Annotated in this window: 16 protein-coding genes; 10 read left to right on the top strand and 6 right to left on the bottom strand. The window is 57.5% G+C overall.

The window, feature by feature from the left end; all coding sequences use genetic code 11:
* The first annotated feature begins 97 nt into the window (after positions 1 to 97).
* Positions 98 to 1,021, top strand: coding sequence for a LysR family transcriptional regulator (locus ACFPM8_RS20095; protein ID WP_379000311.1), 924 nt, complete (start codon positions 98 to 100; stop codon positions 1,019 to 1,021).
* Positions 1,022 to 1,222: 201 nt separating this feature from the next.
* A complete protein-coding gene (locus ACFPM8_RS20090; RefSeq protein ID WP_379000309.1) occupies positions 1,223 to 1,675 on the top strand; it encodes a transposase in 453 nt (150 codons plus the stop codon).
* Between the two features lie 39 nt (positions 1,676 to 1,714).
* On the opposite strand, the gene ACFPM8_RS20085 is transcribed toward ACFPM8_RS20090, so the two are convergent.
* Positions 1,715 to 2,059 carry a hypothetical protein gene (locus tag ACFPM8_RS20085; RefSeq protein ID WP_379000307.1) on the bottom strand — a complete coding sequence of 115 codons (345 nt, stop codon included), beginning with the start codon at positions 2,057 to 2,059 and terminating at the stop codon, positions 1,715 to 1,717.
* A 230-nt stretch (positions 2,060 to 2,289) separates the two neighbouring features.
* Between ACFPM8_RS20085 and ACFPM8_RS20080 the strand changes: the two genes are divergently transcribed.
* The 5 genes from ACFPM8_RS20080 to ACFPM8_RS20060 all read left to right on the top strand — a co-directional run bounded on the left by ACFPM8_RS20080 (position 2,290) and on the right by ACFPM8_RS20060 (position 10,523).
* Positions 2,290 to 4,020 (top strand): filamentous hemagglutinin N-terminal domain-containing protein, encoded by a 1,731-nt coding sequence (locus ACFPM8_RS20080; RefSeq protein ID WP_379000306.1) that lies wholly within the window; start codon positions 2,290 to 2,292, stop codon positions 4,018 to 4,020.
* A 250-nt stretch (positions 4,021 to 4,270) separates the two neighbouring features.
* Positions 4,271 to 4,948, top strand: coding sequence for a response regulator (locus ACFPM8_RS20075; RefSeq protein ID WP_379000304.1), 678 nt, complete (start codon positions 4,271 to 4,273; stop codon positions 4,946 to 4,948).
* A 5-nt stretch (positions 4,949 to 4,953) separates the two neighbouring features.
* Entirely contained in the window at positions 4,954 to 8,379 is a 3,426-nt protein-coding gene (locus ACFPM8_RS20070; protein WP_379000302.1) for a hybrid sensor histidine kinase/response regulator, read from the top strand.
* A gap of 292 nt (positions 8,380 to 8,671) precedes the next feature.
* On the top strand, positions 8,672 to 9,478 hold the full coding sequence (locus ACFPM8_RS20065) for a winged helix-turn-helix domain-containing protein (RefSeq protein WP_379000300.1): 807 nt from the start codon (positions 8,672 to 8,674) through the stop codon (positions 9,476 to 9,478).
* 115 nt (positions 9,479 to 9,593) lie between these two features.
* On the top strand, positions 9,594 to 10,523 hold the full coding sequence (locus ACFPM8_RS20060; RefSeq protein ID WP_379000298.1) for a glycerophosphodiester phosphodiesterase family protein: 930 nt from the start codon (positions 9,594 to 9,596) through the stop codon (positions 10,521 to 10,523).
* A gap of 86 nt (positions 10,524 to 10,609) precedes the next feature.
* Here the strand turns inward: ACFPM8_RS20060 and hpaR are convergent, their stop codons facing one another.
* Entirely contained in the window at positions 10,610 to 11,542 is a 933-nt protein-coding gene (gene hpaR / locus ACFPM8_RS20055) for a homoprotocatechuate degradation operon regulator HpaR (RefSeq protein ID WP_379000296.1), read from the bottom strand.
* A 191-nt stretch (positions 11,543 to 11,733) separates the two neighbouring features.
* On the opposite strand from hpaR, the gene ribA reads away from it, so the two are divergent.
* On the top strand, positions 11,734 to 12,384 hold the full coding sequence (ribA, locus tag ACFPM8_RS20050; RefSeq protein ID WP_379000294.1) for a GTP cyclohydrolase II: 651 nt from the start codon (positions 11,734 to 11,736) through the stop codon (positions 12,382 to 12,384).
* Positions 12,385 to 12,430: 46 nt separating this feature from the next.
* The gene (locus ACFPM8_RS20045; protein WP_379000292.1) at positions 12,431 to 13,405 is read left to right on the top strand and encodes a DedA family protein/thiosulfate sulfurtransferase GlpE; all 975 of its coding nucleotides are present in this window, start codon (positions 12,431 to 12,433) and stop codon (positions 13,403 to 13,405) included.
* A gap of 32 nt (positions 13,406 to 13,437) precedes the next feature.
* Here ACFPM8_RS20045 and ACFPM8_RS20040 read toward each other — a convergent pair whose 3' ends face one another.
* The 4 genes from ACFPM8_RS20040 to ACFPM8_RS20025 form a co-directional block, all read right to left on the bottom strand.
* Complete coding sequence (locus ACFPM8_RS20040; RefSeq protein WP_379000290.1) at positions 13,438 to 14,667, bottom strand: peptidoglycan DD-metalloendopeptidase family protein; 1,230 nt, start codon at positions 14,665 to 14,667, stop codon at positions 13,438 to 13,440.
* Between the two features lie 134 nt (positions 14,668 to 14,801).
* Entirely contained in the window at positions 14,802 to 16,610 is a 1,809-nt protein-coding gene (locus ACFPM8_RS20035; RefSeq protein ID WP_379000288.1) for a M4 family metallopeptidase, read from the bottom strand.
* Positions 16,611 to 17,101: 491 nt separating this feature from the next.
* Positions 17,102 to 17,842 (bottom strand): 4'-phosphopantetheinyl transferase family protein, encoded by a 741-nt coding sequence (locus ACFPM8_RS20030; RefSeq protein WP_379000286.1) that lies wholly within the window; start codon positions 17,840 to 17,842, stop codon positions 17,102 to 17,104.
* A gap of 85 nt (positions 17,843 to 17,927) precedes the next feature.
* The gene (locus ACFPM8_RS20025; RefSeq protein WP_379000284.1) at positions 17,928 to 19,253 is read right to left on the bottom strand and encodes an MFS transporter; all 1,326 of its coding nucleotides are present in this window, start codon (positions 19,251 to 19,253) and stop codon (positions 17,928 to 17,930) included.
* A gap of 839 nt (positions 19,254 to 20,092) precedes the next feature.
* Here ACFPM8_RS20025 and ACFPM8_RS20020 point away from each other — a divergent pair.
* Positions 20,093 to 21,850: a cholesterol oxidase substrate-binding domain-containing protein gene (locus ACFPM8_RS20020; protein ID WP_379000282.1), complete on the top strand. Its 1,758-nt coding sequence runs from the start codon at positions 20,093 to 20,095 to the stop codon at positions 21,848 to 21,850.
* The last annotated feature ends 346 nt before the right edge of the window (positions 21,851 to 22,196 follow it).

Genomic DNA, 22,196 nt, shown 5'->3' with positions numbered 1-22,196 from the left:
TCAATAAACCTTGTTGAACTGTCATTACTGTAAAGTGAATGAAATCGGGCTTGTAATATCGAGATAGCTTGTCTACACGAATGACTGCGGGGGAAGGATGGCAATCGATGAAGCGATCACGCTGAAAAAACTTGAAGTCTTTCTCGCTTTCATGACGCACAACAACATGGCGCGGGTATCGGAGAGCCTTGGGCAAAGCACGGTCAGCGTGCATCGCGCTTTGCATTCGCTGGAAGAGGCGCTGCGCTGTCCCCTGTTCAAGCGCGCAGGACGTCAGTTGATTCCGTTGCCGGCCGCTTACTCCTTTGTCGAATATGCGCAACGGGCATGCGAGGAATGCGAAGAAGGCGTGCGAAAAGTACGCGAGGCCGCGGGCTTTAATGCGACCCGACTCAAGATCGGCGCTCTGTATTCCTTGACCTTGCGCTGCATCCCGCAATTGCTGATCGGGCTCAAGTCACGCCGGCCAGACCTCGACATCGACCTGACATTGGGCTCCAATCGGGAGTTGCTGCAACAGCTGGCGGATGGACGGCTGGATGCGATAGTGATCGGCCTGCATGGCCCCAATGACAATCAGGCGCTGGCTGCCGTGCCCCTGTTTCATGACGAGGTTCTTCTGGCGGCTCCGCTGCATTCACCGTATGCCGGCCGGCGACAGGTCGACCTTAGGGATTTTCGCGCAGAAAAATTTGTCGCCTTGAACGCAGGATTCGCCACCGCTCAAGACTTTGATCGCTGCTTTGAACGGGCCGGCTTTCTGCCCCGGATTGTCATGCGCGCCCCGGATATTTTTTCCCTGATCAATCTGGTCAGCGGCGGCGTTGGATATAGCCTGTTACCTGGCCGGGTCGGCGAATTTAGTCCGCGCCTGACGTTGGTTCCGCTCGAAGCGACGTATGCTGCGCGCCAGGTGATTACCCTGCTGCTACCGAAAAGCCGGGAGCGCGACCCTAAACTATTGGCACTCGCGGCTGAATGCCGGATGGTTGGCAGGCGCAATCGTACGATGCCTGCATAAGAAGCTAGCTATGCACTTGCCGCAAACAGCTGCGGGGTTGAGATCAGTGAACCGGCATAGTTAAATAGGATAATTCTTAACGTTAATTGGTAATTCATCCAATTGGATATCTCATCAATAGGCACGAAAATTCTTGTATCGAGTTTTAAGCGATGTAGGCAGCAACATCAGTGAATGGCAAACAAGATATAGGAATGTGATATGAAACTTCGTGATGATCAATGGGCGAAACTGGAGCCGTTACTGCTAGGGCGTCAAGGAGACGCCGGTGCCAAGGGCCGCAACAACCGGCTGTTTATCGAGGCCGTGCTGTTGCTGGTATCGAGCAAATGCGAGTGGAGCGCCTTGCCTTCTCGCTACGGTCAATGGCGGACCAATTACGTGCGCTTCAGACGCTGGACGCGATGCAATGTCTGGCGGCAAATCAGCGGGGCTGGAATCGATGATAGTGAGCTAATGTCGAAACTGAACGCGATCGTGGAACACGGTGATCAGTACACGCGGCGCCTGCAGGAAAAAAAATCGAGAAAAGCCAACTCGATCTCTTACCACTCAACGTTGTATCAGGCTGGGAGCATGCACCTCGCGCTGCCGTCCGAGGAGGAGTCTACTTCGCACTGGGTTCGCCTGGTGACGACCAGCGGCCATGGATAGCGGCAAAATATCCAGGTGATTCGAGCAGCGCAAGCCTAATTAGGCCGGACGTATGAAAAGCGCAATGCGCCGCGTCCGGTCATCATCTTCTTCATCTATTCTTCCTATTTTCTGCTGCGCTCGTCCGTGGGTGTGGTAATCGACCGCGAGTGACGGCTGGTACTCCCTTAGCACATTCCGTAACTCTCCCAACGTGCGATATCGAACGCTTCCCGCTGCTTTTTTAAGCGCCGGGGCAGCTTCGTCACGCGTGTTCCGCAATGCAGGCAACTGTTTGCAGCGATCGAAAATAGGAATTTCCTCAGATGAAAATGCGGCATTCGACAATGGCCATGAGGACGCAAGGTCGCCATGATTTTGACGTTCTGCCAAATATAAAAACAAGCTGAATGTCCTATCGCAGCGCTGTTTTTGTGAGCAGGCGATTTGATTTTTCACCTAACCATGGAGGGACTGAACGAGCCAGGCAGCTAACCGAGGATCATTTCCATGCCCACGTGTGGTCGTTCCGGTGACGCGTTTATCACTGACCGCAGCGCTTCTTGGTGCGTCCACGTGCTGGTCGATTTGAATTTATTTGAGCTGAACCACTAACTTAAAATTTTAAGGTGAATATGAAAACGAATATTCAAGCGGTACGATGCGGCGCAAACAAGAAGTTGACTTTACGGCCTGTGGCATATGCCGTGCTGGCAGCATTGCCGATGGTTGCCGTCATGGCCGCCAGTCCGGCACTGGCGCAATCCGCCCTGAACACCGCGACCGGAGCGGTCGCGCCGGGTATCGCAGCTGCCGCGAATGGCACTCCGGTGGTCCAGATCAACGCACCGAACCAGGCCGGGGTCTCCCACAATAAATTCACCGACTACAACGTTGGCGCTCAAGGGCTCATCCTGAACAACAGCACGACGGCGGTGCAGACCCAGCTGGGCCAGCAGATCGACGGCAACGTAAAACTGAACGGTAAAACTGCCGGGGTGATTCTGAACGAAGTCATCGGATCGTCGGCCACGCAACTTAACGGCATCACTGAAATCGCCGGCGCGACAGCCCAGTTGATCGTCGCCAATCCCAACGGTATTTCGGCTGACGGCGCTGGCTTCGTGAATGCCTCTCGCGTGACGCTGACCACCGGTGCGCCGGCGTTCGGCAGCGACGGTAAGGTTGCTGGTTTCGACGTCAGGAAGGGGGCGATAGATATCTCTGGCGATGGCCTGAACGCCAGCAGCACGGACAAACTTGAGCTGTTCGCCCGCAGCATCGAACTGAATGCGGCGCTACGAGCGAAAGAGGTCCTGATGGTTGGCGGTGTCGGCAAGGTTGATGCGAAAAGCGGCATTGTCGTCAACGATGGCAGTGTCGCAGATGAAGGCGAGGCGCCTGAGGTCTCGATCGACGTTGGCGAGTTAGGCAGCATGTACGCCAACGCCATCCGCATGGTCGGCGCCGAGAACGGCGTAGGCGTCTCTATTTCCGGCAATGTGAAGGCGACCGGTGCGCTGAATGTTGACAGCGCAGGATGGATAACGGTCGACGGTGGCACGCTGGCCTCAGGCGGGAAGATGGGGTTGATCGCGAGCGGCGAGGTCGGCTTCGAGGGAGGGGCGGCGGCTAAATCGGGCGCCGATATGACCGTCAAAGCAGGTTCGATTGCGATAGATGAGAGTTCGCTGACCGCTGGCGGGGCGATACGTTTGATGGCTGGCGCTAAAGCCGGTATTTATGGCAGCACAGTCCAATCGGCAGGCGATTTGACGATCAGCGCCGACCGGAAAATTGCGATAGGCGGCGGTTTGCTTACCTCGGGCCGGAATGCACGTCTGTCGGCGGGCGATAGTCTCGATGTCTATTATCAAGGCGCGGTCAAGGCGGCCGGCGATCTGATCGTCAATGCGGCCGGGGTTGATCTGGAAAGCGGCGTATTGAACGCGCTTGGAGCGATGCAGCTGACAGCGGAGCGCGATGTCTCGATTGATGATGCCAGTACGGTCAAATCCGGCCGCGATCTGACGGTGACGGCTGCTACTCTGACCAATCAAGGCAGGCTGGATGCTCAGGGTTCGTTCCAGTTCACCGGCGGGATGCTGACCAATACAGGTGGGCTAATTCAGGTGAATAAGGAGCTGAGGGTAATTGGCAATCTCAACAATCGCGATACAAGAAATGCGGAGCGGGGGCTGAAGGCGGATAAGGTCATAGTTGCTGGCACGACCGATAACGGTAACGGGCTTATTGTCGCCAAAGCCAAATATGGTTTTACTGCGCTCGGTGCTGTGAACAACGACGGCGGCATCATTAAGGAGCGAGGTGCCGAAGTCAATCATGGCTACGTCGCAGCGCCATGATGATCAAGCGTAAGCCAACATAAAAGGTAATGCCGCAGGAGTCATTCTGACGATCAGCGGTTCGTGGCGAGGTCGGCGAGGTGTGCATAACACCTCGCCGATTTTTTTATGCTTCGAATGTTTTGGGTGCAATAGATTAAGAAAATTCCTGGGATAAGTTGGTTTATTGTCAAATAGATGTGTAATATGATTGTCATTAGAATAACTAAACTGATAAGGGCAATCTGCCATCCGGAAGAGGTAAGAGAATATGTCTTTGACCCAACAAACATCCCCTGCTGAACAGCCCGAAGCCCGCGTGATCCTTGCCGACGACCATGCTGTTGTGTTGCACGGCATACGCAATATCCTGCTTGGCGAGCCGTCGATCAGGGTCTTGTCCATGGCGCGCAACGTCGACGAGATTTTTGCCGGCCTGGAGCGGCAGCTTTGCAATGTATTGCTGACGGATTTCTCGTTCGACGGCGATGAACAGCCGGATGGACTGGATATGTTGCTGCGTATTGCGCGAATGTATCCCGACCTCAAGATTATCCTGCTGACGATGCATGACGATCCGGTTGTGATCCGTCAGGCGATGGCGATCGGCGTGGTCGGTTTTATCAGCAAAAACCACGATGACCTGGCGATGCTGCCGAACGTGATACGGCGCGCAATGAACGGTCAAAAATACGTCGATCCGGTCACCGCCAGAGGTCTGGTGGAGCGCATGTTCGATCGACCGAAAGGTTTGTCTCCGCAGTTCGACCTGACCCCGCGTGAATTGGAAGTGCTGCGTCTGTATAAGCGCGGCATGTCGCAGACTGACATCGCACGCCATACGCATCGCAGTATCAAGACTATCAGCGCACAGAAAAGCAGCGCCATGAAAAAACTGGGCGCCAAGAACGACATCGAACTGATTGAAGCGCTTGGCCGCCTGGTCTGAGCGGCATGTCGATGCCCGTCAACCCCGGCTTGCAACAAGCTATCCGTAGTCACAAGCCGAGCCAGAATCCGCCATCCTCGATGGCATTAGGGCGATATTCGAGACTGCTGTTGTACATTGGCAGCGCCATCCTGACCGTGCTTATTTTGATTTCAGTCGGCCTGGCCTTGGCGTCACGGATTCAACGGGCGATCAATGATCAAAGCCTGGTTTTTGCCACCCAGCGCGACTATGCGCGCGCTGAAGTCCTGCGCATGGAGGCCAGGCTCAAGCAATTCCTGGATAGCTACGAGGCCCGTTGGTTGCTGCACAAGCATGACTTGATTCCGCTGGAAAAATATCGTGCGCAACTGATGACTGCCCAGGCGCCTATTATTACCGGCCTCGACCTGACCCAGGTTCCGTATGGCGTGATGAGCACGTTGACCGCTCCCGAAGATGTGGAACGGCTGGAAGAATTATTGAAGCTGGTACGCGATGTCCCTTCCGCCGCGCGCTTGAACAATAGCGAATTGGGACACCCGCTGGGCGGCTATACCTATGACCCCGCCGGCCGTTTCATCGCGATCGTGCCGCCATGGGGGGCACAATACGCGCCCGCAATCGATGCTTCATTCCGGCTAGCGGACTTCATCAAACGTCAAACCAGTGCAGTGGAGGCGGTGCTGGCCCAGTATTCGTCGGCTGAGCTGAAACAGCGCCGAGTCGTATGGATACCATTGAACCGGGATCCGATTAGCGGGATGCTGGTCGCCCAATTCGGCGGCCCGGTGTATGACGGCGACCGGCGGATTGCGGTTGTGGTGGCGTCGATCCCGTTCGAAAATTTCAGCTACTACTTTACCAATCCGAACCGGGATCCCGGCTTCTTCGTTCTGTCCAGCGACAAATCCCACATTTACGATGTCAATCAACAGGACGACAGGCACTCGCAACTGGGGCAACTGGTGCTGGCGCAAGCACCGCATTTCAAGGTGAGCGACGACCAGCCCCATTCGACTCGGATCGGGGCTACTTTTTTTCTGTATCAGCGTGTGCCTGGCCCGAACTGGACGGCAGTCTATGCGTTCGACTGGGATAAAGTGCTGCGCAGTATTCAGAGTGAATTGCTGCTGACCCTAGGCCTGATGTTGCTGGTACTGTTTATTTTATGGGGTCTGGTGATCGTTTTCGATCGCAGAGTTTTCGCACCCTTGCAGCGCGATGCTCGTCAGGTCTACGAAAGCGAGGCATTTAATCGTACGCTGGTGGCGACCGCACCAGTCGGGCTGTGCGTACTGGATGCGAACTCCGGGCAGATTGTCGCCCAGAATGCGCTCGCGATGGAACTGACCTCCAGCACTGCCGACCAAGCACAGGCGTTCTACCGCATGCTGCTGGAACGCCATGCCCGAAACGGCAACGCCACGCCAAATAACAGCTTGATGGAGTTGTCGTGGGAGTCGTCATCCCCGGATGGCGGTATACGCCACGTGGGCGTGGTAGTCAGTCCCACTCGCTACGCGGGTAGAGCCGTGCTGCTATGCGGCTTGACCGACAACAGCCAACGCGTCATCAGCGAGCAATTATTGCGCGCCGCGAAACGGGCGTCGGACGAGGCGAACCAGGCCAAGTCCCTGTTCCTGGCCGCCATGAGCCATGAGATTCGCACGCCGCTACATGGAGCGCTGGGCAATCTGGAGTTGCTGGAACGGGAGCCGCTGGCGCCGGCACATTTGGCTCTGGCACGTACCATCAGACAATCATTCGATGCATTGCTGTCGTTGATCAACGATATCCTCGATCTGTCCAAAATCGAGGCGGGCGAACTGACCTTGAACAACGCTGGTTTCAACCTGGTCGAGTTAGTCGAATCCTGTGCCAGGACATATGCGCCGGTCATTGCAAAACACGGGGTCCGCTTCTTTTGCCTGATTGATCCTGAGACGCCGGTGCAGGCCATCGGCGACAGTCGGCGCTTGCAGCAGATCCTGTTGAATTTGTTGAGCAATGCGGCCAAGTTCACGCGGCTTGGACAAATCAGCATCGGTGTTTGCCCGATCACGTGCGCGAGCGGCGAGCGCATCATCCGCTTTCAAGTCATCGATTCAGGCGTCGGGATTTCTCGAGCGGACCAACAGCGGCTGTTCGCTCCCTTTATTCAGGTCGGCGATGAGCGGCAGAGTACCGGTGGCACGGGTCTTGGCCTGTCCTTGTGCAAGCGCCTGACGGAATTGATGGGGGGAGAGATCAGCGTCGCCAGCGAAGCAGGGGCGGGGAGCGTGTTTTCGTGCGAAATACCGTTTGCACTCGAACAGCATTGGAAGCCGGACAGCTCAGCGCCTGCGTTGCGATGTCAAATCTTGTTGCTGTGTGATGCTGGGCCATGGCGCGATCTGCTGATCAGGCAATGCATTGCCTGGGGAGCGACGGTGCGAACCGCCGACCATCGGGCTGAGACGATCAGGTTCGAGGATGGACGTGACACGATTCTGCTGATTGCCGGTGGCGACGACTGCGATACGCCGCCGGCATCAGCCTGCGGTCTACAGCACTTCAAGCAGATCGTCGTGGCGTCGTGGTCCGGGCCGATGGAGCCGGAGCACTCGGAACACGGTATACGGGTGACGTCGCTTTCCCGCGATGGGCTGTATAAGGCCTGTGTGCTGGCCGCCGGCGGAGTGCTTGACCTGCCGCGGGGTCCGTCGGCAAACGCTGCGGCGCAATCGGTTGCCGCGCATGAAGAGTCGGTGCTCATTGTGGATGACGATGCGGTCAGCCGGCGTTTGTTGCGAGATTACCTGGCTGCGCTGGGCTATGCCCGAGTCGATCAGGCAAGAGATGGTCAAGAGGCGCTCGACAAATGTGGTGCGCACGACTATGACCTGGTGTTGAGCGACCAAGGCATGGCTCGCATGGATGGGCTGGCATTGGCGGCCGCATTGCGAGAGCAGGGCAGTGCGGCGCCATTGGTGTTGATTACCGCCGGCATGCTGACGTTGGCAACGCCGGCGGTGCGGGCAGCGGGAGTGCTGGCGGTGTTGAACAAGCCAGTGTCCATCGTGCAGCTTGAACGGCTTCTCAAGCAAGTGTTTGCTCAACCAGAGGCGATCTTGCGGAGCGCCAGGCCGAGCGCGGCCGCCAAGCCAACCGAGCTTTACGTCAAGCACGCCGAGCTACGCGCACTGTTTGTCGAGAGCTGGAGGCAAGATAAACAGGTCCTGGATCAAGCGTTCAAGGAGGGCGAGAAGCTGGCTTTCCTGCGTCGTCTGCACAAGGTCAAAGGGGCTCTGTCCATTCTTAGGGAAGGCGATTTGGCGGCGCAGTGTGAAGGCATCGAACGCGGTTGCAGGGAGGGCGGCATGGAAGATATTTCAGCGCTGCGCTACCAGACTTTCAAGAACAATGTGGAGCGAGCTCTAGGTATACAGATGCAGACTGCTGCGCCATAAAGCGTGAGCCGCTGGCCCGAAGCCTGCCAGATCAAGCGCCGCGGCAAGTTGTTTTATTGATAGCGTCAAAATTTCAGTTAATTCCTAAAGGAAATTAGTAAAAGCCCTATATCAGGAATAGCCCAGGATGCGCAAAATAAGTCGAGTTCCATCCGCTGTTCGCGCTTTCGGCGTGAGGAGAATCGACGGATGAGGAAGGACTTGTTCGCGGCAGCGAGCACGGCACCGCGAGTCGGGCAAGTCTTCCATGTGTTGGACGCGTGCTTGATTCACCGGATTGATTAGGGAGAGCATGAAAGCGCTTGATATTGTCTTGTATTGCAAGACCGAGACATTGGCTGACCGGATTCAGCGTGAGTTGCCGAGTGATGGATTTGCCGTCTTTGGGTGCACCAATACGCACGCGCTTTACCGTGGCTTGCGTAGAAAACCGGCCAGCCTGCTGGTATTGGTGGGGGATGTGGCCGACATCTGCGCAGTGCTCGGACCGTTGCCGTCAGCGGACATTATCGGCATTCTCGCCGTGCTGGCGGGCGACGCAAGTGAGGATGACCGGATCTCGGTATTGCAAGCTGGTGCGGATGTCTGTATCTGCGACGGCGGCCTAACGCGGGAGTTTGCCAACGCCGTGCTGGCCATGGATCGGCATCTGGAGCGCTGGAAGACCCGAGTGGTGGAGGGCTGGCGGGACATGCTGTACATGGCTCCGACGCTGACCGAGCAGGCCGAACATTCACTGGATTACAGAGTCGCGGCGCACGTTGGTTCGCGTTCGCGGAAGACGCAAGCGTGGCATCTGATCAATGGCGGCACCACGCTGGTCAGTCCAAACGGCACACAGCTTACCTTGCGTCCCAAGGAGCGCTGTCTTTTGTCGGCATTGCTGGCCAGGCCCAATCAAGAAATCCATAGCAGCGAGCTGTACGCCATCGTCTGGTCCGGCACTGGACGCGGAGCCGACGGTACTCCGAACAAGCGGGCGCTAGCGGTTGAGATCAGTCGCTTGCGGCAACGTGCACGGCTGCTGGGCCTGGAACTGCCGGTGCGTCCGATACATGGCAAGGGTTATATCTTTGCGGGCGATGCATTGAGCTGCTGACGTATTTGTTCATGCATGAACATGCAGCACCGGCTCGTGCACGACCGCATTGCCCTCCAAGTCGCCGTGGCGGACAGTTTTTGAATAGCCCTCACGTAATAAGGAAATCACACAAATGCAACGACTCCAATTGTCAATCGCCGCAACGCTGGCTGCAGGTTTGTTCGCTGGCTGCGCCTTTCAGCCGGATGGCGCATGGTCCGGCTCTAAACCGCTGGTGATCGCTCATCGAGGCGGAACCGGAGATTATCCGGAAAACACCTTGCTGGCGATCCGCCAGTCGCTTGCCGACGGCGCCGACGGAATTTGGCTTTCCGTACAGATCAGCCGTGACAATGTGCCGGTACTATACCGTCCGCAAGACCTGTCGGCGTTGACCAATGCCGCCGGTCCGGTGCGCGACAAGACAGTGGCCGAGCTGGCCCGGGTGAACGCGGCGTGGCAATTCAAGCGAATCGACGCTGCGGGCGTGGTGAGCTACCCCTATCGTGAGCAAGCTCCCGCCATTCCGACTTTACGCGAGGCGCTCCTTGTGGTGCCGCCTAATGTGCCGATACTGCTGGATATGAAAGCGGTGCCGGCTGATGTCCAGGCCAAAGCGGTGGCGCAGGTACTGGATGAGCAGGACGCCTGGGAGCGAGTCAGGATTTATTCGACTGACGCCGCTTATCAGATGGCGTTTGCAACATATCCGAAAGCGCGCATGTTCGAATCTCGCGATGACACGCGCACCCGTTTGTTCCAGACGGCGCTTGGCGGCGCTTGCCAAAACCCGCCGCCAGCATCTTCAGCTGCAGGTTTCGAGTATCGCAGGGATGTTCAGGTCATCGAGAAGTTCACGCTGGGTGAGGGCGTGTCCAAGGTTCGCGCACGTACTTGGTCGCCGAACACGATCGCTTGCTTCAGGACTAATCCGAACGTGGAAATTCTCGCCATCGGCATCAATAGCGTAGAAGACTATCGGGCCATGGCCTGCCTGGGAGTGGATGCTGTACTGGTCGATTCACCGCGCATGATGGCTGGGCGTCCGCGATGTCAGCAGTAAGATGGCATCTCGACAAACCGTGGCGAGCATCACAGCCCCGGGATTGGCGGGCTTGCCAAACCCTGCGGCAGGTTTTCGAGGTGCCCTTACCTGTGCGGCTTGGCCGGCGCATGTCTGGTGCGCGCCCTTATGGCGGCTGCCGCCGGTCGCCGCTGTTTCACTCCTGCAGCCGACCTTTCTATTGAGCGCCCCGGCAATTCTACTGCCGCGATCGGGATGTCTTGCTTGGCCAGGAAACGATCCAACGCCTGGTACAAATCGCGCACGGTTTTAGAGCCCACGCCTGACTCCAGGTTTTGGTATTGGGCTTCAATCAAAGGCGCTATTTCCTGCACCAACGCCTGGCTTTTCGCGGTAAGGGAAACCAGTACCCGGCGCTGGTCGGCGTCCACTCGCGCACGTTCGACCAGGTCGATCTCTTCCATGCGCGCCAGCACACCCACCAGGCTTGGACTGAGGATCTGGCATGTTTCGCCAATTTGCCGCTGTTCCATGGTCTCTCGCTCGCTGAGCGTCCGGATGATGCGCCATTGCTGCTCAGTTAATTCGTAGTGATGCAGGATGTGGCGAAAATTGCGCACCACGCACTCACGTGTCTGAAGTAATAGCAATGCGAGATTGCGACGTTTCAAAATATTGTCCATTTCTGAATTTCTGTCGATGGTTTGATACCGGCTAGCCGTTGAATGATCACCTTTAAATACCTGCTGCAGAGGTGAGATTGTCGATGCCATACGTCCGTATGAGTAAGCGTTGCAGTATTGTCGCCCTGATCTTGGGGCGCTGGCTGCGGCTTTTGGAGGCGACCAAATCTTATCCATGTCTAAATTCTTATCCACGGTGTAGCTCTCTGGCAATGTTTTTCTGCGTCGTACTTGAACTGCGCTGAGTTCCGTGCTCACGGTTTTGATGACGGAAAGTGCAGATATGCACCGTGCCCCGACGAATTGTTGTTCAATCAAGGGCTGATTAAACAGCCGGCTGCACAGTTTGATAAAATCGTGCGATGCATTATTCAAACAACTGTTCAAGCATCGATCTGATGTATCCAAGCCCTTGCCGCATCGCCGCCGGCCGTCATGCCATAGACAGCCATGGGGCCGAACGCTTTCGCCAAGCCGTCTTTTGAGCGGCAAGCCGCGACCCGACTTACCTTACCCACACCCAGTTATGTTATCAACTATGAAATTGACCGTTTTGCGGGGCCACCATGCATGAGCATGCAGACACAAAATCCGCATCGTTGCGCGAAAAAAATCTCGAATACGTCACCTCATGTGACCTGCCGATGCCCTGGGCCACGTTCCAGCTCCATGCTTTTCTCGACACCGTTACCGGTAAAGAACATCTGGCGTTGACGCTGGGCGACGTGGCGAATGGCGAGCCGGTGCTGGCGCGCCTCCATTCCGAATGCCTGACCGGCGATGCCTTGTTCAGCCAACGCTGCGACTGCGGCGCGCAGCTGGAAGGCGCACTGAAAAATATTGCGGCGGAAGGTCGCGGCGTGCTGCTTTATTTGCGACAGGAAGGGCGCGGCATCGGCTTGATTAACAAAATCCGCGCTTACCGGCTACAGGATGCCGGCGCCGATACCGTAGAGGCAAACCATAAACTGGGGTTCGATGCCGACCTGCGCGATTACGGCCAATGCAAACCGATCCTGAATTACCTCGGGATTACCGAGCTTCGGCTGATGACCAATAATCCACGCAAGATGGATGCACTGCAACAGCATGGGGTGCCGGTGACCGAACGGCTGCCGCTGCTGCTTAATCGCAATCCTTTTAACGAGCACTATCTGAGAACCAAGGCATCCAAACTCGGCCACTGGATTGCAGTCCACACGCCCGGCCATAAATAAATTCCCGGTCCAAGGCAATGCCGAGAGCACGTAAGGCAGTTAAGCGATGATGCAGAATTTAATAGTGTTGATAGCCCAGTACGGGCTATTACTGGTATTTGCCAATGTCCTGGTGGAGCAACTCGGCTTGCCGTTGCCGGCGGTGCCCACCATGATCGTTGCCGGGGCGTTGGCAGCGGATGGCAAGCTGTCGCTGTCCGCGGTTTTTGCCGTGTCGTTGGCCGCCTGCATCATCGGCGATGCGGTCTGGTATTGGGCCGGGCGACGTTTCGGCAACCGTGTGCTCAGGCTGTTGTGCCGGGTCTCGCTGTCCCCGAATTCCTGTGTGATGCAGGCGCAAGTCAGCTTCAGGCGCTGGGGCGGCAGTTTGCTGATGGCGGCCAAGTTCGTTCCCGGCCTGTCCACCATGGCGCCGCCGATGGCGGGGGCGATGAAACTCGGCTGGCCTTCGTTCTTGTTCTTCGATAGCGTTGGCGCGATTGTCTGGATCGGGGCGGCGGTCGGCGCCGGCCGCTTGTTTCACGCCAAGATCGAGTATCTGTTTGCCCGCCTGGAAAGCATGGGCACGATTGCCATCATGCTGTTGGCGGGATTGCTGGCGCTGTATATCGGGCTCAAATGGTGGCAGCGGCGACACCTGGTCAATACGCTGCGGATGGCGCGCATCAGCGTCGACGAATTGCAGCACTTGATGAAGTCCGGCGACAACCCTGTGATTGTCGACGTCCGTTCCGCGGTCGGCCGCCAGCTTGAACCGCGCCGCATTCCGGGGGCATTGCCGGTGGATCTCGGCCGGATGGATGAACTCAACGCGTATATCGGCCACTTGCCTAGCGATCGTGAAATCATCCTGTACTGCACCTGCCCGAACGAAATCTCGGCGGCCAAAGTCGCCAAGATGCTGATGGATCGCGGTTATACACGTGTGCGTCCGTTGCAAGGCGGTCTCGAAGCTTGGGCGGCAGCCGGTTATTCGCTGGAAGAATTATCGTTGGATTTGATCGCTGAAGAATTGGCATAGCCGGCTGCCGCAGTAAAACTTACAGGCACCTCTTACGAATCGAGGCAGGCCGCGACCACCGGATTATTGCTGCCGGTATTGACGAAGCCGTCGCTGATCCATTGCTTGGTCGTCAGCTTGTACCAAAGCGTGGTTTTACCCCAATTGCCGTCCACCGAATCGCCGTACGCATAGCACGCCAGCAGCACCTTGGCGCCATTTTGCAGCGAGCCGATAATGTCTGCGCTCAGGCTAGGCGCGTTGCGCAAATTGACTGCCCCCCGTGCTTGCACCGTACCGGGTTGGGGCTGGCCGGGCGGTGGCGGCGGGGTGTTGTCGGGGCCGTAATTGGTCAATGAGGCTTGCACCGAAACGCGTCTGGCATTGCGCACAGCGTAGCCGCCGTAGGCATTCTGTCCTTCGAAGAACTGCCAGCCGCCGATCGTCTTGCCGTTCACTGCGACCTCATTGCCGTCCTTGCTCAGCGACAGGTGCACATGAGCGCCGCTGGTATGGCCGCCGCACGGCAATGCATTCCCTATCATCCCAATGTAGGTGCCCATGCGCACCAGGGTGCCGTTGCTCGCATCGGATAAATTGGTCATGTGGTAATAAGTCGTGGCGTAGCCATTGTCATGCACCAACTTGACGATGGCGCTGCCGCCGTTCTCGCAGCTCTTGTAAATGGTGCCGTCGCGTGCCGCCAGTACCCGCCCATCCCCGCCCGAGAAATCCAGCGAGTTGAACGGACGGCTGTCGCCGCTCCAGCCATGCGCGCCGCCGGTCCAGTACCACGCGGTTCCCTGTTGCCACGGCAGGGCTAATCCGGTGTCGCCGGCCGCGCTCCTGGCTGACGATCTGGGCCTAAGGCTGCGTTGGGCGCGAAAATTGGCTTTTTCCACTGGGCTCAGCACTTCGTCCGGCGCGCTTTCCAATAGCTTGAAAAAGACGTCGCTGGCCTCCAGCCCCAACTGCCATTTGCCATTGACGCGGTGTGCCAGGAACAGTCGCGTCAGCGGGTCTGCTTCGCTATCGGCGGCAAGCTTCTGTGTCACCGAGCCTAAAATCCAGTTCTGGCTTGAGTCGGTCTTGCTTACTTCAACCACGGTATCGGTAGCCGAAGTCGCAGCTGCTACGCCGGCGCTGGCGGCAAAAGCTGAGTTTGCGGTCTGACGAAGCGCGTCGTCTTCAACCGGGCGGACCTGGCCGCTGGCGGGACCGAGGCAGCTCAGGCTAAGCAGCGCCATAGCCGTAGCGGACAAATAAAGGCGAGGTGGGAACATATGTTCTCCTGTGGTGTTGGGAGTGCTTTTCCTTAACCAAACGCTGCCGTGCGAGAAACGATCAACGATGGATGGGGAAGCCCGCTCCGATAGGAGCGGGCAAGACTGCGGTCAAAAGTATTGATCGATCACGTCTATTGGTAATTGGCGACCAGCGTGACGCCGCTGATCGTTTGATAGGCATTCAGCAGCAGGTAGTAAGTTCCAGCCTTGGGCGCGGCGATGGTGATACTTTCGCTGGTGGTGGGGCCGTCGGATTTGGCGTCGTATGTGCCAGTGGTCGGAGCCGAGCCGGATTTGGCATAGATGTCGCCATCGCCGCTACCGCCGGACAACTTGAAGTTCAGATTGCGGGCACCGGCCGGGACCGTGATGGTGAAGGTTTTGGTGGCATTGGTGGAAAGCGACAGGCCGCTGACCGGCACGCCCTTGCTCAGGACATTGCCGCCGCCGCTGGTGCCGCAACTGACGCCGACGCCATTGAATGCCGCCGTCACGTCAGCCACCGGATAACCGCGATCCGCCGCTGCCTTTTCCACGCCGCAGGCGCCGTCGTTGAAAGTGCTGTCGGCACTCCAGTACAGCTTGTTGGCATAGGCCATGACCTCGAACGCCTTGCGGGTGCTCCAGCCGGGCGCGGTCGCCAACAGGTAAAACGCCTTGTTATAGACGCCGCTGGTGTAGTGCACATCCAGGCTGTCGGAGTAGTCGGCGGCATTATCAATCGAGCCGCCGTCCTGGGTTGGGTTAGCCATATAGCGCAGCGCACCGCTGCCCTTGAAAATCTCGGCGCCTACCAGGAAATCGTTCTTGCCCTTCATGTAGTTTTCAGAGGCTTCGCCGGCCATGTCGGAGAACGCCTCGTTCATGCCGCCCGACATGCCGCTATAGGTCAGGCCGGAGTTCTGTTCGGTGAAGCCATGGCTGATTTCATGCCCGGAGACGTCCAGCGCCACCAATGGATAAAAGGTGGTCGCGCCATCGCCGAAGTTCATCGCGCTGCCGTCCCAGAAAGCGTTCTCGTAATTGCTGCTGTAGTGCACTTTCATGTACAGGGTTTGGCTGATCGGACGCAGGTTGAGCCAGTCGTGATACATGTTGAACACGACGCTGCCGAAGTAATGGGCGTCGTTCAACGGCGAATAAGCGCCGTTCGTTACATGGTCGGCATTGCGCGGGCAGGTGAACTGGTAAGGCGTCGTGCCGCTGGTGCCGTTTTTCAGGTCGACCGTGACGACATTCGGGGCCACCATTGCGCAGTTGTTGTCGACGACCAAAGGGCCGTAGTTGGTGCCGTATTCATACTTGCCGGTCTTCAGGTTGCCGCCGGGGCCGGTCGCGTCGCGGTGAGTCAGGCCTTCCCAGTGTTTCAGCACGGCGCCGGTATTGGCGTCGATCACATAGTAGGGACGGCTCGGCTTGCCGCCGACGGTGGTGACGAAGGACACCACATAAACCAGCTGCGCGACATTGTTGGCGCCGAGCTTGATGTACAGCTTGGCCTGGTCGTTCTCGGTAGTGATCGCCAGCGCCTTGGTCTTGGCCTGGGACAGGACATCCGCCGCCGAGTACAGCGGTTTGGCGCTAGGCAGGTCGCGGTCGAGATTGCGCAATACCGCGCCGGACAACTGAGGCCGTACCTGGCCGGCAGCGCGCTGTTCGACCACCGCGTCGTTCCATACCGGCACGCCCAGGTGGTATTGCTGGTAACGGGTGACGACTTTGCCGTTGGGGTAGGTCTGGCTGCGCAACGGTTTCAACTCGTCGGTGCTCAGGCCTAGCATTTCGTGCACGCTGATCTTGTTGCTGCCCTGTGTCGCAACAGTGGCCGGTGCGGTATAACCCTCCAGTTCAACCCGATCCGCTGCGATTGCACTTGAGGCTGTTAACGCTAACAGCGATAACAGAAAAGGACGTTCCATACGTTTTGAGGCTATCGTCATGACTCACTCTCTTTCGTTATTGTGGGGATTACTCACAAAAATTAACCGAATCTTTCGCGGATAAGCGAATTTTCCGGTCTACCAGAACATCAATATTCCCCAATCCAAATGAATCGGAAGACCGATTCATTTGAGATCGGCGCCATTGATACAGTGCATTCAAACAGGTGTTGAAAAACAGAAGGGCGCGACATCGCCGGCCGTGGAGTCTGCAAACAGCAAGAAAATTTACAAGCTGAAACAAATATCCCTTATTTCAAACTAGTCTGATTTTTTGCGGGGCACCAGTTGATATATTTGACAGGATGTAAAAATCCATGACATCGCTTATTGCGCGATTCTTTAATTGTTTTGTCAATTAATGATCATGGCCTAAAAGTTTTTGGCCACAACGCAGCACCCGCAAAATGCCAATTTGATTGTCGCTGCTCGACGCCGCTTTGACGTGGCTGTACGCAGCCGGGCCAAGAGCACATGAACTGGTAGGAAAGCTAGTAAATTCGCGCTTGATGCGCTTCCGTGCTCTGGAAAATATGGTCTTCAGGAGTCGCAGAAAACAGCGAGATCCGGGCATCATCCCGGGACAGGCAGACGCTGGCCGCGTAGCCGTCCGGGCACGGCACGCGATGCACAAAAAACGGTGCGGCGCTGGCGCCATTTTCATCCACCACCAGGCAGCCTGCAGCGTCCCGCGCCGCCTCAAAACGCAGCGCGGGAAGCGCATGATTCAAACCGATGCCGAGCACTTTGCAATACGCTTCCTTCTGCGTCCAAAGCCGATAAAAATACAGCGCCTGCTCGGCCGCCGGCAGTAAGTGCAACGCCGCTTTTTCAAGCGGATGACAGGCCCACTCAACGAGTTCGTGGATATCCGTTTTTTGCCGGTCCATGAACTCAAGATCAACCCCGACCGGCTGCGCTGCGATGGCGATCATCGCATAACGATTGCTGTGTGAAAGATTAAAGTGCACCAGCTGGCCGACCGTGCCGGGTTTGCCGAATTGATTGTAGAGAAACTCAATCTGCGCCGCATGCCTGGACAAATAATGCGACAACAGCAAGCGCAGTGCGCTGCGGTTTCGCTGATAGTGCTGACGCAGGTTTGGCGCGCGAAAGCGCTGCGCCTTTTCGCGTTCGTCGGCGCTCAATACCGAGCCAAACGCATCCCATCCGCAGTCGTCCATATCCACGCTCCAGATATGCACTTCTCCTGCTTGTATTGAATGATTCAAATCTTCTCTCTCCGATCTTGGGCCGCTCGCTACGGCTTTTAGAGGCGCCGTTGAATATGGGCCTTGATTATTTTGCGCGGCATGATTATGCCGGTTCTTCGGCGCTTGTTGTGTTTTCAACGGCTTTGATGTTGCGCAGATTGGCGCTGGAGAGTGCAAACAGCGCAATCGCGATGAGTAAAACCCCGGCCCCGAGATACAAATTGCGGGTCGACGCATAGACGATCAGGAAGCCGACCAACGAAGTCGACAGCGGCGTCACCACCGCCATCATGAACATCAGAAAACTCATTACCCGTCCGCGCATATGGGCCGGGATGCGAGACTGGATCCAGACTATCAGCCTGACCTGCACCAAGCCGCTGAACAGGCCGATCGAAAACATCAGGATGGCGCCGGTAGTGAAGTGATGCACCATGCCTAAATTGATGATGATCAGCCCCATGATGCCGTCGGCGCAAAACACCATTACCCCAAGCCGGCCCAGCGCCCAGCGCGGCAGCAGTCCCAGCAGCGCCATCCCGGCCAGGCTGCCGGCTCCCTGCGACGAGATAAGAATGCCGAAATAATTGGCGCCCAGATGCATCTGCTCTTTGACCAGCAGCGGCAGTCCAACCTGGATCGGACCGGCGGTGAGGAAGGCAATCGCCGCCCAATACAGGAACAGGGAACGGAGCGTGACATCCGACCATGCCCAGCGGGCGCCCTGGGTGATCGAGTGCAGTATGTTGGAGGTCGACGGATGACGCGCTGTTTTGCCGGCGCTGCCCGACGCCATGCGGGTCAGCGCGAATCCGGCCGTCACAAAACATGCCGCGCTAAGAATAAAGGCCAGTCCCAGGCCGTGCGCGGTATTCGATGCCGGACTGCTGTTCGCTTGCAAGCCGGGCAAAACAATCAGCAGCCCGGCGAGCGTGGGGCCGATAAAGAGCGAGAACTGGTTGATTCCCATAAAAAAAGCATTTGCCGATTGCAAGCGTTCGGCGGCGACGGTTTCCGGCAGCAGTGCTGCGGCGGATGGTCCGGTGAAAGCATTGATCACGCCGATCGCCACCGCGAAAAGATAGAGCATCCAGAGTTGCAGGTTGCCGCTCAACACGGCAAGGCCGACCGCGATGACCAGCGCGGCGCAGATAAACAACGACCATTTCAACACCAGGCGCGGCGAATGGCGGTCGACCAGGGCGCCGCCGATGATGATGAAAACGGCGCGCGGCAGCTCCATGGCGGTAATCACCATGCCGAGCGCGAAGCCGTCGCCGCCCAGTTGCAGCACCAGCCACGGCATCGTTATCAATGCGATTTGCTGGCCCATGACGGCGCTGAACCAGGCGCACATTAGCCAAAGAAAACGCCGATCGCGGAGCAGGGTGAATTTACCTTCTGCAGGGGGCTGTTGGAGGTTTTGCATAAGCTTTGGCGCTTTTCGTCACGGTAAAGGTTTCGTGTTTTATCAAGCTGCTTGGTAGTTAAACGGAGCGCCCCGACGGCGTAGTTAAATGGGGTCAGAGTTTTTTTTCGGCAGTCGTATCGCCGAAAATTACTCTGACCCCATTTAACGGGCTACGGAGTGCGGGCGGTTGCATTCGGTCGGTCTTTGGGTAGCTAATACGGTTGCTACTCCGTGGAAGCAAGCCGGGGGTGGCCCGGCAGCCACTCACTTTTCTTGCTTCGCCAAGAAAAGTAAGCAAAAGAAGGCGACCGCAAAGCCACTGCCTTCCCTTCGGTCAGGTCCCCAAATGAGCCAACTGTCAGCCGGGTGTGAAGACAAACTCGCCTTCGGCTCAAACATGTCTTCCCACAATTCCCGGCTAACAGTCGTCCCATTTGGCAGCGTCCCAATGCGGAATGCACGTCAAAAACAACTGCAACTTCAACCGCAACCGCACGATAGACATCGACGCTTCCCCTGAAAGAAATCGAAGCATGAAGGGTAGAGCAATCCGCATAAAAAAACAGCCTGAGAATCCATTCTTAGCGAAACCAAACTGCCGCAATGGAGACCCCCATAGTCGACATTCACTGCAGCGATTTCGCGCCGTCGTTTCCTATGGCGGCGAGGAAAAATCGGCAGGCCGAAGGCACTCCGATCGCAGCGGAAAGGCAGTCAACAAGGCGCACGACAACTGTCATAAATGACAGCTGTCAAAATTCGCAAGTTCCCCACAATCACGAAAGTCCGAACTGCGGACCATTTTTAAAAACCTGCCGCAGCATTTCGGTCATCAATCAATCTTAGGGAACAGCGTAATGGATGCAAAAGACCAGCAGCAAAAAACCAATTCCGGGCGTCGTGATTTTCTGTCCAACACGGGAAAAGTCGCGGCAATCGGCGCCTTGGCCGGTTGGATACCGCTAGCGCAAATGAGCGCGGCGCAGGCCGCCAGCGGCAGCCTGCCTGCCAATTTTCCAAGCGATATCCCGTTGTACAAACAGACCTTCAAGAACTGGGCCGGCGACATCAAGGTCGACGATGTCTGGACTTGCGCGCCGCGCAGCGCGGACGAGATCGTCAAGATCGCCAACTGGGCGAAAGACAACGCTTATAAAGTGCGGCCGCGCGGCATGATGCATACCTGGTCGCCGCTGACCGTCACTGCCGGCGCCGATGCCTCGAAGGTGGTGCTGCTCGATACCACCCGCTATCTGACCGCGGTCGCGATCGACACTTCCGGCTCGCGGCCGATGGTGACGGCGCAGACCGGGATCACGATGGAAGCGCTGTTGACCGCATTGGAAAAAGCCGGCCTGGGCATGACCGCGACGCCGGCGCCGGGCGATCTGACCCTGGGCGGCGTGCTGGCCATCGACGGCCACGGCACGGCGGTCCCCGCCAATGGAGAGCAGCGTCTGCCAGGCAGTACTTACGGCTCCGTGAGCAATCTGGTGCTGGCCTTGACCGCGGTGGTGTATGACGACAGCAGCCGCAGTTATGTGCTGAAAAAATTTGCCCGCGACGATCCGCAGATTGCCGCCTTGCTGGTCCATGTCGGCCGTGCGCTGATTGTTGAAGCCACGCTGCAGGTAGCGCCGAATCAGCGTTTGCGCTGCCAGAGCTGGTTCGATATTCCGTATGCCGAACTGTTCGCACCGGCGGGCTCGGGCGGCAAGACTTTTTCCAGCTTCCTGGACAGTGCCGGACGGGTGGAGGCGATCTGGTTCCCGTTTACCAGCAAGCCCTGGCTCAAGGTATGGACCGTGACCCCGAACAAGCCGCTCTTTTCGCGTGAGACGACGCAGCCATTCAATTACCCGTTTTCGGACACTCTGTCGACCGAAGTGGGCGACTTGATGCATAAGATCGCCGTGCTGGGGCAGGGCGAGTTGACGCCGGCCTTCGGCCAGATGCAATACACCGCCGCCTCGGCCGGATTGGTGACGACCTTCTCCTGGGATTTATGGGGCTGGTCGAAGAACCTGCTGCTGTATGTCAGGCCGACCACGCTACGGGTGACCGCCAACGGCTATGCGGTGTTGACCAAGCGCGCCAACGTGCAGCGCGTGCTGAACGAATTCACCACTTTCTATCAAGCGCGCTTGACTGCGTACCAGCAAATGAAGCGCTTCCCGATGAACGGCCCGGTCGAAATCAGGGTCACCGGCCTCGACGATCCGAACGACGTGCCATCCTCGAACGGTGTCTCGCCGCTGCTGTCCGCACTGCGTCCGCGACCCGATCATCCGGAGTGGGACGTCGCGGTCTGGTTCGACATTCTGACCTTTCCCGGCACACCGTATGCCAACCAGTTCTACCGCGAGATCGAGCAGTGGATCGAGTCCAACTACAGCGGCTCGTATGCCGCAGTGCGGCCGGAATGGTCGAAGGGCTGGGGCTACACCGACCAAGCCGCGTGGGCCGACCCGGTAGCGCTGCAAACCACGATTCCGAACGCGTTCAGGGTGGGGCAGTCGGCGGTAAGCAATTGGGATGTGGCACGTGCGGCGCTGAATAAATTCGACCCGTACCGGATCTTCTCGTCGCCTTTGCAGGACAGCTTGCTGCCTTGAGTGGTGGTTTCTAAAAATGGCAAGAAGCTAATAATTGCCAGCGTGTCCGATAGCGTTTATAGTCGCTTCCGTCCCTGAGAGAAAAATCCTGGACGTGGTTTCGAAGCCACTAACAGTAACGCACGGACCGCGGCTTGCGGTTTTCTACGTGCGCGACCTTTATCGCCCTCCACGGGCGGTGAAGTGGGGAGCCCCCTCGGGGGCTGCCGGGGTCGCTTAAAGTTACTGTCCGGTCTTCGAATCCTGCTTTCGCCGCCGTGTGTCAAGAACGCAAAAGCCGAAGTATCGGCCGCTGCGATGCTTTATTGAAGATGAGGGTCGGCCCCTCGTGATCGGCGTGCAGGCG

Source organism: Paraherbaspirillum soli (genome assembly GCF_042654985.1).
GTDB lineage: Bacteria > Pseudomonadota > Gammaproteobacteria > Burkholderiales > Burkholderiaceae_D > Paraherbaspirillum > Paraherbaspirillum soli.
Note: the sequence above shows the minus strand (reverse complement) of the source record. Positions and strands in the feature narration are given on the sequence as shown.

Bases quoted from the DNA above. Each gene is read 5' to 3' on its own strand.
- ACFPM8_RS20095 (WP_379000311.1), top strand. From the start codon at position 98: ATGGCAATCGATGAAGCGATCACGCTGAAAAAACTTGAAGTCTTTCTC.
- ACFPM8_RS20090 (WP_379000309.1), top strand. From the start codon at position 1,223: ATGAAACTTCGTGATGATCAATGGGCGAAACTGGAGCCGTTACTGCTA.
- ACFPM8_RS20080 (WP_379000306.1), top strand. From the start codon at position 2,290: ATGAAAACGAATATTCAAGCGGTACGATGCGGCGCAAACAAGAAGTTG.
- ACFPM8_RS20075 (WP_379000304.1), top strand. From the start codon at position 4,271: ATGTCTTTGACCCAACAAACATCCCCTGCTGAACAGCCCGAAGCCCGC.
- ACFPM8_RS20070 (WP_379000302.1), top strand. From the start codon at position 4,954: ATGTCGATGCCCGTCAACCCCGGCTTGCAACAAGCTATCCGTAGTCAC.
- ACFPM8_RS20065 (WP_379000300.1), top strand. From the start codon at position 8,672: ATGAAAGCGCTTGATATTGTCTTGTATTGCAAGACCGAGACATTGGCT.
- ACFPM8_RS20060 (WP_379000298.1), top strand. From the start codon at position 9,594: ATGCAACGACTCCAATTGTCAATCGCCGCAACGCTGGCTGCAGGTTTG.
- ribA (WP_379000294.1), top strand. From the start codon at position 11,734: ATGCATGAGCATGCAGACACAAAATCCGCATCGTTGCGCGAAAAAAAT.
- ACFPM8_RS20045 (WP_379000292.1), top strand. From the start codon at position 12,431: ATGATGCAGAATTTAATAGTGTTGATAGCCCAGTACGGGCTATTACTG.
- ACFPM8_RS20040 (WP_379000290.1), bottom strand. From the start codon at position 14,667: ATGTTCCCACCTCGCCTTTATTTGTCCGCTACGGCTATGGCGCTGCTT.
- ACFPM8_RS20035 (WP_379000288.1), bottom strand. From the start codon at position 16,610: ATGACGATAGCCTCAAAACGTATGGAACGTCCTTTTCTGTTATCGCTG.
- ACFPM8_RS20025 (WP_379000284.1), bottom strand. From the start codon at position 19,253: ATGCAAAACCTCCAACAGCCCCCTGCAGAAGGTAAATTCACCCTGCTC.
- ACFPM8_RS20020 (WP_379000282.1), top strand. From the start codon at position 20,093: ATGGATGCAAAAGACCAGCAGCAAAAAACCAATTCCGGGCGTCGTGAT.